We start from the raw sequence: 14,779 nt of genomic DNA, 5'->3' as shown, positions 1-14,779 counted from the left end.
CTTGCGCTGCAATGATTCACGCAGCGGTGTAGCTTTACGGACAGGCTCTATCGGCGACATCGCCGGGCTTTGCAACGGACGAATCCGGTGGGGCTGCGTTGCGAGAGATCGTGCGGACGCTCTCAGGCCGAGGACATACAGGCAAAACAAAACCCCGGCTGTTTGAAACAACCGGGGTTCGAATTCCAGGCGTGCGGAACGATCAGCTGCGGCTGAGCGAAATGCTGGCGCCCCTGAACTGGCCTTCGGAAGTGATCGAAACTTGCTGCTTGTTGCCGGTCGTCGTCAGGATCAGCTTCGCGCTGAAGGCTGGCGAGGAAACGTCAACATTGAACTTGCCGGCGGTTGCCCGACCCTCGAGCGACCCTGTCACGCCGCGGGTCGTCTCAGCCCAGCTGCCAGACAGCTCGCCGCCTCTGGACTTCACGTCGCTCTTCAGTTCGAACTTGTAGCTGTCGCTGGCGCAGAGCAGGGACTGGTTCAGTCCCGCGCCGTCGCCGCTCACGGCATAGGTCGCCTTGCAGCGAATGCGCTCCTTGGAGCCGTCCTCGAGCGAGATCGTCCCGTTACCCGACCATACTCCGGCCATACCGGCGAACGGCGCTGACTGGGCATATGCCGACGCAGACGTCAGACCGAGCGTGGCGCAGAGCACCGCCGTCCGAACGAGCGAACGCGGAGAGGTCGAGGTAGGCATCATGAGGAGCATTCCTGGTTGGGGATTACTGACGCGAAGCTTCCCACCGGCCGCTGCAGGGGACGCCGCCCGAGGCGCCGTTCCACTTGCCCGATCCGGTGTTGCCGGACAACTGGCCGTTGGCGAAAGCAGGTCCGATCGATACGCGCACGGTGCCTTCGCGGCCAACCTTGCCGTTGACGTCGGCGCCGGGCGCAGTGATGCGGCCTTCGGTGACGGTCAACGGATAGCGAGCCGTCGGCTCGCAGCTGCCGGTCTTGGTAACGATGGTCACATTCCAGAGCCCGTCATAGGCATTGTCGGCTGCGAACGAAGGAGCCGAAATCAACGCTGCGCTGGCAATCAGCGAAACGGACAAGGCGGAACGGATGCGGTCAAAACGCATTGAATCAAATCCTCGATGTTGTGATGGCCACCTTATTGGGGGGTAATGTGTCCAAAATTTGCTGCGTTGCCGCATAGACCCAAAACAACTCACGGGATGCAAGCCGCGACGGGCAAATTGGTTCCCTTTATCGACAGATTTGGTTGATTCGGGCGGGTTCCGGGGCCTTTTTAACCAGTTTTGGAGGCTTCTAGGCCAGTTTTGGCGCATTGGTCGCGAATTGCTCGTCTTGGTAGGTTGCGGGCAAACGCTTGTGGACAGCCGCGAAGTCCACGACCTCGCCGAGCAGCTTGAGGCCCAGCGGCGCCAACGCGCGCTCCCAAAGTTCGCGAGCGGTTTCGCCTTTTTTCACGAAGCACCATTCCTGCGCGGCGATGGCGCCACCGTCCATGACATCGGCAAGGTGATAGATGGTGCCGCCGGCGATCGGATCGCCTTCCTTGATGGTCCATTCCACGGCAGCGATGCCACGGTGACGGGGCAACAGTGACGGATGGTAGCCAATGCCGCCAAGGCTGGCTGCGGCGAGCGCATCCTTGCCGATGCGGGCGTGGCTGTGCGCCGTAATGATCAGCTCGGTGCCCTCGGCGATCTCGGAGGCCACGACGAGCTTCGGATTGGCCTGGACTGTCACCGGGATGCCGGCAGCCTTGGCGGCTGCCGCGAGACGGTCCTCGGCATCTGCAACCACCACGGACGCGATCTCGACGTTGTGGGTCTTCAGCATATCGAGGGTCGTGACGCCGAAGTGTTTGGAGCCGACGAGGGTAATCCGCATGTTCGATTGTCCGGTGTTCAGAGGCTGAGGATGGTGTGAAAACCGGAAGTTCCGGCGTGGCTCATCGCGGCGATGGTGGGCGGGGAGGGGATCGAACCCTCGACCAGTCGATTAAAAGTCGAATGCTCTACCACTGAGCTACCCGCCCTAAAGTGCCGTATTGACGAAGCTAAACGGAGGAAACCGACCCTTGCGGGGCGCGGTGAGGCCGATCAGCCACGGCCGCGATGGCGCCCGCAATGCAGCGTATCGCGTGACCGGCTGTGTAAAAGGCGGGTCCGCCGGGGTCAAGGGCAGGGCTTGATGTTATGGACATGAACCGCGCCCCATTGGCGCGGTTCAGCTTGCTTCGCGCTGGGCCTCGGGACGGGACACGTCGATCGGCGGCATCGCCACCGGGCGAAGGCCGATCAGCTCGGCCGTGCGAACCGTCGTGTTGCGCCACCACTGGAAGTCGTTGGCGCGCGAATTCTCCAGGATGGCAATCATCACCGCCGACAGGAACGGCAGGCTCTGCAGCACCAGCACGCCGGCGAAGATGTAGATCTCGGTGACCTGCTTGGAGTTGTTGGAGAACACCAGCACGCCGCAGCTGATCAGCAGAAGCACTCCGATCACGGCTTCCCAGAAGGCCTGGAATTCGATCGACATGGTCGACTTGCCGCCCTTGGAGGTCACGGTGAAGGGCAGGTGATCCTTGATTAGGCCATCGGCGACGGCGCGCGACACTGTCCACTGCACCGACATGGCGGCGATCATCGCGCCCAGCATCTGCCACAGGCCGATCTTCACGCGCAGCCGGTACAAGACGATGAAGTGCGCCAGCGACACCACGAATGACGCGATGATCGGCAGCGTCAGGATCTTGTCGGGGATGGCGATATCGGCGAAGGCGATGATCGGCACCCAGATGATGTTGAGGATCGCCACCACGACGCCGAGGCTTTCGGCGCCGAGCCAGTTCAGCCAACCCATACCGAATTCGCGCTTCTGGTCCTGGGTCATGCGGCTCGCGCCCGGCATGAAACGGCGCCAGTGCTTCTTGATGATCTGGAAGCCGCCATAGGCCCAGCGATGACGCTGTTTCTTGAACGCCTCATAGGTGTCCGGCAGCACGCCGTAGCCGTAACGTTCCTTCGTGTAATGCGTCAGCCAGCCATGCTGCATGATGGCGAGGCCGAGATCCGAGTCCTCACAGATGGTGTCGCCGGCCCAGCCGCCCGCCATGTCCATCGCGGAGCGACGGATCAGGCACATGGTGCCATGGACGATGATCGCATTGGCCTCGTTGCGCTGGACCATGCCGATGTCGAAGAACCCGGCATATTCGCCGTTCATGATGTAGTGCATCAGTGAACGGTCGCCGTCGCGGTGGTCCTGGGGCGCCTGCACGAGGCCGACACGCGGATCGTTGAAGGCTGGGACGAGATCCTTCAGCCAATTCGGCTCCACCACATAGTCGGCGTCGATGATGCCGATCACTTCGGCATCCGCCGCGGTACGGTCCATGGCGATGCGCAGGGCGCCGGCCTTGAAGCCCTCGACCTTCTCCGCATTGATGAAGATGAAACGCTCGCCGAGCATGCGGCAATGATCCTGGATCGGCTGCCAATAGGCCGGATCCGGCGTGTTGTTGATGATCACCACGCATTCGAAATTCGGATAGTCGAGCCGGGCGACCGCGTCCAATGTCAGCTTCAGCATGTCCGGCTGTTCCCGATAGGCCGGAATGTGGATCGACACCTTCGGGTAGTTCTGTTCGGCGTCTGCAGCGGCACGTAGCTTTTCGCTGCGTTCGGCTGTCAGCAGCCGCAATGGCTTCCGGCCGAAGGCGATGGCCGCAATCTCCTCGATGCGCGCCAACGCGATCAGGAGCAGCGGGATCAGCAGGATGCAGCCGAGTGAGAGGGCGAAGGCCGATCCCCAGACGAAATAGTGGGTCTGCTGATAGGCGAAGATGGTTGCCGCCCAGGCGCCAACGGCATTGGCTGCGGTCGAGAGCACGAGAGCCTGCATCGCTGTCGCGCCAACGATCTGCAGGATCGGCAGCGACAGCAGGATGCCAACGAGAAGCGCAATACTGGCGTTCTTCCAGTGGTCCGGATCCACGACCGGACCGGTCCATGGGAATTTCGGCTCACGCGAGGCGTTGAGAACGCCCCAATAGGGGCCGACGCCGCCTTCGAAGAATTTCCAGGGCTGATCGATGGCTTCGACGATGTTGTAGTCCATGCCGATCGCTTCGGCGCGGGTCACGAAGTTGCGCAGCACGACGGCCTGCTTGAACGGGCCGGGCACGGCCCTGCGCAGATTATAGCCCTCGCTCGGCCAGCCGAATTCGGCGATCACGATGCGCTTGCCGGGAAAGGTCTCGCGCAGCACGCCGTAGAGATGAACGGCCTGGTCGACGGCCTGGGTGTCGGTGAAGTTTTCCCAATAGGGCAGGATGTGGGCCGCGATGAAGTCCACCGACGAGGCGAGCTGCGGATTGTCGCGCCAGATGTTCCAGATTTCACCGGTCGTGACGGGAACCGTGACCTGGCGCTTTACCCGGCGGATATATTCGACGAGGTCCTCGAGCTTGAGTTCATCGCGATACAGCGTTTCGTTGCCGACGACGATGCCGATGACGTTCGGGTTCTTCTTCGCCAGCTCAACGGCGGAGGCAATTTCGCGCTCGTTGCGATCCGCGTTCTTGTCGATCCAGGCGCCGACGGTGACCTTGAGGCCGAACTCGTTGGCGATGGCGGGCACCATTTCCACACCGCCGGTCGACGAATACAGACGGATGGCACGGGTGATGGTCGACAGCTTCTTGAGGTCGGCGCGAATCTTCTCGACGGTCGGAATGTTGTCCACGTCGGGATGCGCCGTGCCCTCGAACGGCGCATAGGAGAGGCTGGGAATCATGCCCTTGAAATCGGGAGCTTCCTGCTTCTCGCGCAATACGCCCCATAGGGCGGCATGAACGGCGGTCACGAACAATAAAACGGCGACGACAGCGCGCATCGCAACTGAACCATAACGGGGCGAGCGTGGCCGGGAAGCGGACCCGTCCCCGAGGTCCGACCAGTACAACGGTAACGGAGACTATATCCGCCACACGAATTAACAACTCATACGCTGCCGTGGCCTTTTGAGGGCGGCACCATTATTCAAATGCGATTAGGCGCCGCCAGCTGAATGCCGCCTGAACAGAGCGCGCCACATTACTTCGGCGCTTCAGCAGGCGGTTTGGCGTCCGGCTGCGGAGCGGCTGCCGGCGCTGCGCCGCCACCGGCAGGCGCAGGTGTTGCCGGCTGGCTCAGCGCGGCAGGCTGCGGCTGCGCATTCGGATTGATCCAGCAGCCATGGACGCGGCTGTTGAGACTGTCAGCGATTTTCGGATCAATTAGCGGTCCGAATTTGACCAGACAGCGGAACGTCGCCTGCACATGACCGCCGGGGCAACCGAATCGGTCGTAGAGATCGAGGTGACGGAACGCGGTGTCGAGATCGTCGCGCCACATCAGCACCACGACGCGGCGGCCAAGCCAGACGCATTCGGGATTGCCGGCAGGACCATTGATCGCCTGGGTCGCCTCGACAAATTCGTCGGATTTCTTCTGGCTCTCACGGGCAACGTCGGCAGGCGTCACGGGCGCATTTGCCGCAGGCTTCTGATCCTGTGCGCGAACTGGGCCGCTCTGGGCCAACGCGCAGCCAACACCCAGCAGCAGAGCAAGGCCTGGAACGGCGAGACAACGCAGAACCGCAGATTGGAACCCGAACACCAGTCGACGCATAAAGTCCCCGATAAGTTGGCTGCCAGGCAGTTCTGACGCCCTCGCCAGATGCCGTTCAAATGGGCCCCCAATACGGCGGCGACCACGGCTGAATCCCATGACGGACATTTTTGATTTTGTCCAGCAACGCCGGAAGTTTGTCTGATTTTCGTGGCGGGTCGGGCCGACAAGTCCGTGATTGCCGGCATGATGCACTTGGCAGATTGGCGATGACCGGCTAATCGACGGACGACTTTGGAGGACGGAACCAATTTCCACCCGCACGCCGCTGGCGCTTCTCATCCTTTCCCTTGGTACGATCGCAGCGGTTTGGTGGTGGCTCGCCACGCCGGTCACGCTGGTGCGCGCGCCGATCGATCCCGCCGCCAAACTGGAATGCGTCTCCTATGCGCCGTTCCGCGGCGAGCAAACGCCGCTGAACTCGACCGCCATCATTCCGGCGAGCCAGATTGCCGCCGACATGGCGCAGCTGGCGCAGATCACCAAATGCGTGCGGACCTATTCGATCGATAACGGCCTTGATCAGGTGCCGGAACTGGCCGGCAAGGTCGGACTGAAGGTCATTCAGGGCGTGTGGCTCGGGAGCAACCGGCTCAAGAACCTGGCGCAGATCGCCGGCGTCGTGGACCTCACCAAGCGCTTTCCGAATGTGATCACCAGTGTGGTCGTCGGCAACGAGGTGCTGTTGCGCGGCGAGATGACGGCTGCCGATCTCGTCGGCAACATCCGGTCGGTGAAGGCGCAGGTCGGCAAGATCCCCGTGACCTATGCCGATGTCTGGGAGTTCTGGCTGAAGAATCGCGAGATCTATGACGCGGTCGATTTCGTCACGATCCACATCCTGCCCTATTGGGAGGACTTCCCGATTCGCGCGAAGAGCGCCGCCGCCCATGTGGACTCGATCCGCAAGCGTCTCGCCGTGGCGTTTCCATCCAAGGAAATCCTGATCGGCGAAACAGGTTGGCCGAGTGCCGGGCGGATGCGTGATGGCGCGTTGCCGTCGCGCACCAACCAGGCACGGGTCGTGTCCGAAATCCTCGATCTGGCCAAGCGCGAGGGGTTCCGTGTCAATCTGATCGAAGCCTATGACCAGCCGTGGAAGCGCGACCTTGAAGGTACAGTCGGCGGCTATTGGGGCCTGATCTACGATGAGCCGCGCGAATTGAAGTATCCACCGGGCGTTCCGATCACCAATTATCCGTCGTGGAAGCTGCAGATGGGGCTCGGCATGGGCCTGAGCTTCCTGGTTTTCGTGACCGGCATGTTGACGCTTCGTCGACGGCCATGGTCGCCGCGTCTGTCGGCCTGGCTGACCGTTGCAGTATCGGCCACGGTGGCCGGCGTCCTGCTGGGCGTTGCTGCAGACAAGCTGATCTATGAAAGCTATGGCGTCGGCCGCTGGATCCAGTGGAGCGCGCTGCTGGCCGCCGGTGTCGCGTCGCCGCTGCTTTGCGCCTATGCGACGATGTCCGGCCGCTCGCTACCGACCTTCCTCCAACTGGTCGGACCGAGCCGGTTCCTGGCCCGTTCGTGGTCGACTGTTCTGCTCGGGCTGACCCTGGCTGTGGCGGCGCTGATCGGCGCCGAGACCGCGCTCGGTTTCGTGTTCGATCCGCGTTACCGCGACTTTCCGTTCGCGGCGCTGACCATGGCGGTGGTGCCGTTCGCCGGACTGATGGCTGTCAACCGTCCGCAGGAAGGCGTACGGCCGATCGCCGAGTCGGTGTTTGCCGGAGTGCTCGTGCTGTCGGCCCTGTATATCGGCTTCAACGAAGGGCCGGATAACTGGCAGTCGCTGTGGACCTGCGCGATCTATCTGCTGTTCGGCATCACGCTGTGGCAGGCGCGGGCCGTGCAAAGCCCAGAATGAGCAGGCCGATCGCGATGCCCGACAGGGCAACGTTATAGAGCACGATCCCGAAACCGGCTGCGATCAGTGCGACAGTGATGAGCACGATCGATGGCCGCAGCAGATTCAGCGTCGCAATGACGATCGCGGCGATGCCGAACACCGAATTCTTGAACAGATAGGTCATCACCAGCCGGCTCTTGCACAGGGTGCTCTGCAGGCCGGCGTCGCAGGCGAGCGCCGTCGTCGACAATTCGATTGCCAGATAACGCAGATAGATGGCGTAGCCGACGGACAGGAAGCCGACGATGAGAAGCCATTGCACCTGACGGGCGGTGAGCTTGAACGGATCTTTTTTCATGCGGAAACCATGGTTCAAAACGCGGTGCGGAACAACCCGGCATGCGGTCGCGGTGAGAGGTCGGACCTAGATAACACTTTAGCCGCGCACGCCAAGGGATTGAAAATCTGATCTTTTGATCCTTAGCGCAGACCCAGGAACGAGGTCAGCGACGATTGCGGCTTGGGCGGCGCAACTTCTTCAACGGGCTTGGGCGGCGGCGCTTGTTCGGTGCGTTCCTGTGGCTTGGGCGCGGCGCGCCTGCGTGGCGCCGGTCTGGCTGGTACAGGCGCAGCTTCCGCGGGCGCCGTCTCGGCCTTCATAGCAAGGCGCTGACCATCGAAGATCGACGTCTCGCAGGGCCGGCTGCTTTCGGTCAGCGCGGCGCAGATCTTCGCGGCGGCTGCAGCATCGCTGAGTGGACCGGCGACGAGGCGCAGTTGCATTCCGAGTCCGGTCGGGCGTTCCTTCACCATCATGATTGGGCGCAGTCCGTTCAGCGCGCGTGACTTGGACATGCCGCGCCAGATTGCGCGCAGGCCGTCCACCGAATTGGCGCCGCCGATATCGACGCCGAACTCCGTGCGGGCGACCGGCGTCGCCACGGCCTCGACGGCTGTAGGGGTGGGCTCGGTCGCGGCCGGTTGGACCGATGCCGTTGTCTCCGGAGCGGCCGGAGGAGCTTCGATGGTCGGCGCCGGTTCGCTCAATTTGGTGGCCGCAGCATCGGGCGGTGCCGTCATCGATTTCCATGCAACGAGCGGCGCAGAGGCTGGTGGATTGATTGTCGATGAAGCCGCTGCTTGCGCCGGTTTGGCGGCTGTCGTTTCGGCAGGCGGCGCGATGACAGCCACGGGACCGATGATCGGCGTCGACGGAATGCTCGGAAGCTCTGCCACCGGCTTTGGCTCGGTGGCTGCCGGCGGGGCAACGACGGATGCGGTGGCAGATGGCTGCGGTGCTGGCGTGGTTGTGGCGGCTGTCGGCGTTGGAATGGTCTGGCGCTTGATCGATCCGGTGACTGAATCCAGTCCCTGTTCGACGGAGGTGACGCGGGCATAGAGCCGGTCACGGTCGCTGTTCAGCGTCTCGATGGCCAGCGTCAGGCGCCGGGCCTCGGCCTGGGTCTCCTTGGCGACGAGTTGGATCTGCTGCGACTGCCGCGCGAAGGTATCGGATGTGGCGACCTGATCGCGGCGCAACTGGACCTGCGACTGGCTGGCCAGAATGGCAACTACCACCGCGCCCACGGCGGCAACGCCCCAGGAGCCCAGCCGCCACATCATGCGGCGGTCGACCTTGTCTTCCTCAGCCAGAAATCCGGTCAGCCAGCCGCTATGCTCGGCTGAGAGAGTATCGGCCCACTTGTCGTGCTTATCCGCCATTCGACGTCTGCGTCGCCCCATCGCCCCTGCGAATCACAGTTCAACATTATCAGGAAACCGGCGGGAACCTGAGGTTGTCGGGCCACACGGCGGCCCAAACCGGTTTCCAGATTGGCCCAAAACCATTTAAGACGGCCGCGGCGCATGAGCGCCGCCACAACGGGGATTCGGATGACGGGCAGAACCAGCCTCACCATCGTGCTCGCGGCCGGCGAGGGAACGCGGATGCGGTCCTCGACGCCGAAGGTGCTGCATCAGGTCGCCAGCCAGTCGCTGCTGGGCCATGTGCTTGCGGCGGCGCCTCATGGGGCAGGCTCTGCGCTGGCCGTCGTTGTCGGTCCCGATCGTCAGGACGTGGCCGATGAAGCCAGGCGGGTGCGGCCCGATGCCGCAACATTCGTTCAGCACGAGCGTCTCGGCACCGCCCATGCCGTGCTGGCGGCAAAGGACGCCATTGCAAAGGGCGCCGACGATCTGCTGATCGCCTTCGGCGACACGCCGCTGATTTCAGCCGAGACGTTCGAGCGTTTGCGTGCGCCCTTGAAGGCAGGTGCTGCGCTGACCGTGCTCGGCTTTCGTGCGGCCGATCCGACCGGTTATGGCCGGCTCCTGGTTGAAGGCGATCAGCTCGTCGCGATCCGTGAACATGCGGATGCCACACCGGCCGAACGCGAGGTGGATCTCTGCAATGCCGGCGTGATGGCATTCGCCGGCAAGACCGCGCTCACAATCATCGAGCAGATCGGCACGTCCAACAGCAAGGGCGAATACTATCTCACCGATGCCGTCGAGATTGTGCGCAGCATGGGCTTGCGGGCGAGCGTGATCGAGACCGGTGAGGATGAAGTCCGCGGCATCAACACCAAGGCGCAGCTCGCGGAAGCCGAAGCGATCATGCAGGCAAGGCTGCGCAAGGCCGCGCTCGACGCGGGTGTGACCATCGTCGCACCGGAGACCGTGCACCTTGCGGCCGATACGACGTTCGGCAGCGACGTCACGATCGAGCAGTATGTGGTGATCGGGCCCGGCGTCAGTATCGCCGACAGCGCTGTCATTCACGCCTTCTCGCACATCGTGCAGGCGGCCATCGGCAAGAAGGCCTCGATCGGTCCTTACGCACGCATCCGGCCGGGAACGTCGGTCGGCGAGGGCGCGCGCATTGGCAACTTCGTTGAGGCCAAGGCGGCCATTCTGGAAGCGGGCGTGAAGGTCAACCACCTGACCTATGTCGGCGACACGCATATCGGTGCCGGCGCCAATATCGGCGCGGGCACCATCACCTGCAATTACGATGGTTTCAACAAGCACAAGACGGTCATCGGCGCCGGTGCCTTTGTCGGCTCGAATTCGTCGCTGGTCGCACCAGTGAAGATCGGGGCCGGCGCTTACATCGGTTCGGGCTCAGTGATCACCCGCGATGTGCCGGACGATGCGCTTGCGGTAGAGCGCAACGAAGTGTCGATGAAGGAAGGCTGGGGCAAACGCTTCCGCGACAAGAACGCGGCGAACAAGAAGCCGAAGTGAGCGCGCGGTGTTCGCGATGACGTCAGGTCACTGAGGTCTTCAGGTGCCAACCACGGCGGATAGGGCGCTTGGCGACAATTTCTTCCTGCGGCGTATGGGGCTCGGCGACATGCGGTTTGACCGCAATATCACGCTGCGGCGGCGGCCAATGCGCCAGTTTGCTCTGCGACATCTCGACATGTCGCAGCCGTGACCCGGCGATCGATCGGGGGGCTCTGGGGTCTCGCTCCTCCCACATGGACGTCTACTCCGGTCAGGCGTAGATGCTTCCGCAAACACGTTGATGGTTTGTTAAACGCGTCGCGCAAAATGCCCCTACAACCGCGGTAACTTGTCTCAATCGGCAATAATTATTGAGTAACAGTCGATTTGCGATTCTCGCTAAGAGAGTTCCAGTATTTCTGGGCAATTTGATACCACTTGGAGAGATAACCCCGCATGTGCGGCATCGTCGGAATTTTGGGACGCGGTCCGGTTGCTGACCAGATCGTGGACTCGCTGAAGCGCCTCGAATATCGCGGCTACGATTCCGCTGGCGTCGCCACGCTGGAAGGCGCGCATATCGATCGCCGCCGCGCCGAAGGCAAGCTGAAGAATCTCGAAGCCAAGCTCGGCAAGTCGCCGCTCGCAGGTCATATCGGCATCGGTCACACACGCTGGGCGACCCATGGCAAGCCCACCGAAGCCAATGCGCATCCGCACGCCGCCGAAGGCGTCGCGGTCGTGCATAACGGCATCATCGAGAATTTCCGCGAATTGCGTCTCGAGCTCGAAAAGAGCGGCGCCAAATTTGCCAGCGAGACCGACACGGAAGTCGTCGCGCATCTCGTCAGTTCCTATCTGCAGAAGGGCGCATCGCCGGTCGAAGCTGTGAAGCAGGCGCTGCCGCGCCTGAAAGGCGCGTTCGCATTGGCTTTCGTGTTCAAGGATCACGACAACCTGATGATCGGCGCCCGTAAGGGCTCGCCGCTTGCAGTCGGCTATGGTGACGGCGAGATGTATCTTGGCTCCGACGCGATTGCGCTGGCGCCGTTCACCGACGACATCAGCTATCTCGAAGACGGCGACTGGGTGGTGCTGACCCGCAAGGGCTGCGAGATCCACGATGAATCCGGCAAGGTCGTGAAGCGCGACGTGCTGAAATCCGGCGCGTCGGCCTTCATGGTCGATAAGGCCAACTATCGCCACTTCATGGCCAAGGAAATTCACGAGCAACCCGAAGTCGTTGGTCACACGCTGGCGCGTTATGTCGATCTGGCGAACGAGCGCGTTGCGCTGCCGATGACGCTGCCGTTCGACTTCAAGGACATCCAGCGCATTTCGATCACCGCCTGCGGCACTGCGAGCTACGCGGGTTTCATCGCTAAATACTGGTTCGAACGTTTTGCGCGCGTGCCGGTCGAAGTCGATGTCGCCTCCGAATTCCGCTATCGCGAAGCCCCGGTGCGCAAGGGCGATCTGGCGATCTTCATCTCACAGTCCGGCGAGACGGCCGATACGCTGGCAGCGCTGCGTTACGCCAAAGAGCAGGGCATGCACACGCTCGCTGTCGTCAACGTCACGACCTCGACCATTGCGCGCGAGAGCGAGACCGTGATGCCGACACTGGCTGGTCCGGAAATCGGCGTGGCTTCTACCAAGGCTTTCACCTGCCAACTGATGGCGCTGGCGACGCTTGCGATCGCAGCCGGCAAGGCCCGCGGCGAGCTGTCCGACGCCGACGAAGCCAAACTGGTTCACGGTCTCGTCAAGGTCCCCCGTCTGATGACGGATGCGCTGACGCACGAAGCTGCGATCGAGAAGCTGGCGCGCGACATCGCCAAGTCGAAGGACGTGCTTTATCTCGGCCGCGGCACCAGCTATCCGCTGGCACTGGAGGGCGCGCTGAAGCTGAAGGAAATCTCCTACATCCATGCCGAGGGCTATGCGGCCGGCGAACTCAAGCACGGCCCGATCGCGCTGATCGACGAGACCATGCCGGTGGTCGTGATCGCGCCTTATGACCGGGTGTTCGACAAGACCGTGTCGAACATGCAGGAGGTAGCAGCGCGCGGCGGCAACATCATTCTGATGACCGACGCCAAGGGCGCCGAGGAGGCCACCGTGGACTCCATGGTGACCATTGTGATGCCGGACATGGACGCAGCCTTCACACCACTGGTCTATGCCGTGCCGGTGCAGTTGCTCGCCTATCACACCGCCGTGGTGATGGGCACTGACGTCGACCAGCCGCGCAATCTGGCGAAATCGGTCACGGTGGAATAGGCCGGCGAAGCGGCAAGATTGTCGCAGGCGGCCGGTTTGGCCGCCTGGCGCCGCCAAGTGGCTTCCCCCGCACTGGCGAAATCCTGCTAGGATACCCATAAGGACTGACGGCGCGGTTTCGCGCGCCGCGCCAGATGGATTTGAAACGCTGATGGAACGCCCCGATTTGCCGTTGACCCCGCCCGTTGGCGACCCGCCGCCCGAGGCGCCGCGCGGCTTCATGGCCCGGATCCGCAACTATTTCCTCACCGGTCTGATCGTTGCCGGTCCGGTCGCGATTACCTTTTACCTCACCTGGTGGTTCGTCACCTGGGTCGATGCCATCGTGCGGCCGCTGGTACCGGAGGCCTATCGGCCCGAACAGTATCTGCCTTACGGTATTCCGGGCTCCGGCCTGATCGTCGCTTTCGTGGCGCTGACCCTGCTGGGTTTCCTCACCGCTAACCTGATCGGCCGCTCCCTGGTCGATCTCGGCGAGAACCTGCTTGGCCGCATGCCGGTGGTGCGCGCGATCTATCGCGGGCTGAAGCAGGTGTTCGAGACGCTGTTCTCGGGTTCGGGATCGAGTTTCCGTAAAGTCGGTCTCGTCGAATTCCCGTCGCCCGGTATGTGGTCGATCGTGCTGATCTCGCAGCCGCCAAGTACCGAAGTCGCGAAGAGCCTGCCGGGGCAGGAGGAACACATCTCGGTGTTCCTGCCCTGCGCGCCGAATCCGACGACGGGATTCTTCTTCTATGTGCCGAAGAGCAAGATCATCGACATCGACATGTCCGCCGAGGATGCCGCGACGCTGATCATGTCGGCGGGCGTCGTCCAACCGGGCTCAGATTCGCAGAAGAAGATCGCAGCATTGGCGCAGATGGCAACGGCAGCGGGTATCGCGAATGCTCCGCCAGCGAAGCAGCCAGCACAGGTGGATTAGGTCGTAGAGCTTTCTTTCCCTCCCTCAAGCGGCGAAGCCGCGCAGTGGGGAGGGTGGCTGGCCGAAGGCCAGACGGGTGGGGTGGTGCCACGAACGCTGTCCTCGCATGGGGAGAGACCCCACCCCGGCCTATCGGCCGACCATGGCGGACGAATTCGTCCGCCAGACCCCACTGCGCAGCTTCGCTGCTTGGGGGAGGGATATCGCGACCGCCTGCGCGTCTCAGCTTCTTCGAATTTCAAACAGCCACTGTTCTTCAGACATGCGTCATCGCCCCCATTGTTTGCGGCGCGGGGGCGCCGTCGTTGCTTGCATTCCCTGCCCCTGTGAGAGGGCGTGCGGAACGCCAGGTGCCCGTTGCACCCTTGGGCCTGATGCGAATGCGGTCTTCCGCAATTGAGAGTGCATCAGGGCTTTCGGAGGCGCCGAGCAAGTGCCCGACGTTCCGCCTGCGGTGTTTTTTCGGTTGCTTGCACATCTGCCATGGCGAACGGTCCCATCACCAAAATTAATGTCCCAGGGCGGAGGGACAGGGTAGCCGCAAAGCACTTGGCCGAACGCGTTTCGATTTGGTCGTCCGTCACACTGTCCAGGGCTCTTTCCATCTCAAGGTCGGCCGTGTCCTTGCCAGTGGCAGTGCTGGCGCAGATCCGTCCTGCCCGAAGACAGACGTTCCCCCATGAACCGCGTAACGCCGCATCTCCGGCGTCCACCGCATCCCACCCCGCGAACGTGACGATCGCGATCGCCCCTCTCGGTGGGGCAGGACGGAGGGGAATATAAACCTGATAGGGATGGTGTCAACGGGAGATAGGAAAAAATGTATGAATACCGTATTGTCCCACGCTC

General features: G+C 62.6%; 12 protein-coding genes and 1 tRNA gene. 4 read left to right on the top strand and 9 right to left on the bottom strand.

What is annotated here, in order from left to right:
* Window positions 1-202 precede the first annotated feature (202 nt).
* The 6 genes from LPB73_RS12340 to LPB73_RS12315 form a co-directional block, all read right to left on the bottom strand.
* A complete protein-coding gene (locus LPB73_RS12340; protein ID WP_349768808.1) occupies window positions 203-700 on the bottom strand; it encodes a hypothetical protein in 498 nt (165 codons plus the stop codon).
* Between the two features lie 22 nt (window positions 701-722).
* Complete coding sequence (locus LPB73_RS12335; protein ID WP_068730757.1) at window positions 723-1,082, bottom strand: hypothetical protein; 360 nt, start codon at window positions 1,080-1,082, stop codon at window positions 723-725.
* 190 nt (window positions 1,083-1,272) lie between these two features.
* Complete coding sequence (locus LPB73_RS12330) at window positions 1,273-1,860, bottom strand: formyltransferase family protein (protein ID WP_231080734.1); 588 nt, start codon at window positions 1,858-1,860, stop codon at window positions 1,273-1,275.
* A gap of 73 nt (window positions 1,861-1,933) precedes the next feature.
* Window positions 1,934-2,008: transfer RNA gene (locus LPB73_RS12325), tRNA-Lys, on the bottom strand.
* A gap of 191 nt (window positions 2,009-2,199) precedes the next feature.
* Window positions 2,200-4,869: a glycosyltransferase gene (locus LPB73_RS12320; protein WP_231080733.1), complete on the bottom strand. Its 2,670-nt coding sequence runs from the start codon at window positions 4,867-4,869 to the stop codon at window positions 2,200-2,202.
* A gap of 200 nt (window positions 4,870-5,069) precedes the next feature.
* Window positions 5,070-5,645 (bottom strand): beta-1-3, beta-1-6-glucan biosynthesis protein, encoded by a 576-nt coding sequence (locus LPB73_RS12315; protein WP_089264404.1) that lies wholly within the window; start codon window positions 5,643-5,645, stop codon window positions 5,070-5,072.
* Between the two features lie 202 nt (window positions 5,646-5,847).
* Between LPB73_RS12315 and LPB73_RS12310 the strand changes: the two genes are divergently transcribed.
* Complete coding sequence (locus tag LPB73_RS12310) at window positions 5,848-7,515, top strand: beta-(1-6) glucans synthase (RefSeq protein WP_231081142.1); 1,668 nt, start codon at window positions 5,848-5,850, stop codon at window positions 7,513-7,515.
* Here the strand turns inward: LPB73_RS12310 and LPB73_RS12305 are convergent.
* Together LPB73_RS12305 and LPB73_RS12300 are read right to left on the bottom strand one after the other, a co-directional pair.
* Window positions 7,475-7,855 (bottom strand): hypothetical protein, encoded by a 381-nt coding sequence (locus LPB73_RS12305; RefSeq protein WP_068730752.1) that lies wholly within the window; start codon window positions 7,853-7,855, stop codon window positions 7,475-7,477. The genes LPB73_RS12310 and LPB73_RS12305 overlap by 41 nt on opposite strands.
* A gap of 122 nt (window positions 7,856-7,977) precedes the next feature.
* A complete protein-coding gene (locus LPB73_RS12300) occupies window positions 7,978-9,219 on the bottom strand; it encodes a hypothetical protein (protein WP_231080732.1) in 1,242 nt (413 codons plus the stop codon).
* 171 nt (window positions 9,220-9,390) lie between these two features.
* Here LPB73_RS12300 and glmU point away from each other — a divergent pair, with 171 nt between their 5' ends.
* The gene (gene glmU / locus LPB73_RS12295) at window positions 9,391-10,743 is read left to right on the top strand and encodes a bifunctional UDP-N-acetylglucosamine diphosphorylase/glucosamine-1-phosphate N-acetyltransferase GlmU (RefSeq protein ID WP_231080731.1); all 1,353 of its coding nucleotides are present in this window, start codon (window positions 9,391-9,393) and stop codon (window positions 10,741-10,743) included.
* Window positions 10,744-10,765: 22 nt separating this feature from the next.
* Here glmU and LPB73_RS12290 read toward each other — a convergent pair whose 3' ends face one another.
* Window positions 10,766-10,915 carry a hypothetical protein gene (locus LPB73_RS12290; RefSeq protein ID WP_231080730.1) on the bottom strand — a complete coding sequence of 50 codons (150 nt, stop codon included), beginning with the start codon at window positions 10,913-10,915 and terminating at the stop codon, window positions 10,766-10,768.
* A gap of 266 nt (window positions 10,916-11,181) precedes the next feature.
* On the opposite strand from LPB73_RS12290, the gene glmS reads away from it, so the two are divergent.
* Window positions 11,182-13,008, top strand: coding sequence for a glutamine--fructose-6-phosphate transaminase (isomerizing) (gene glmS, locus LPB73_RS12285; protein ID WP_231080729.1), 1,827 nt, complete (start codon window positions 11,182-11,184; stop codon window positions 13,006-13,008).
* Between the two features lie 148 nt (window positions 13,009-13,156).
* Complete coding sequence (locus tag LPB73_RS12280; protein ID WP_374725664.1) at window positions 13,157-13,930, top strand: DUF502 domain-containing protein; 774 nt, start codon at window positions 13,157-13,159, stop codon at window positions 13,928-13,930.
* Window positions 13,931-14,779: the final 849 nt, after the last annotated feature.

Origin of the sequence: Tardiphaga sp. 37S4 (assembly GCF_021044645.1) — a bacterium.
GTDB classification, from domain to species: Bacteria; Pseudomonadota; Alphaproteobacteria; order Rhizobiales; family Xanthobacteraceae; genus Tardiphaga; species Tardiphaga robiniae.
The sequence above is the reverse complement of the archived record's forward strand: the minus strand, read 5'-3'. Positions and strand labels throughout refer to the sequence as shown.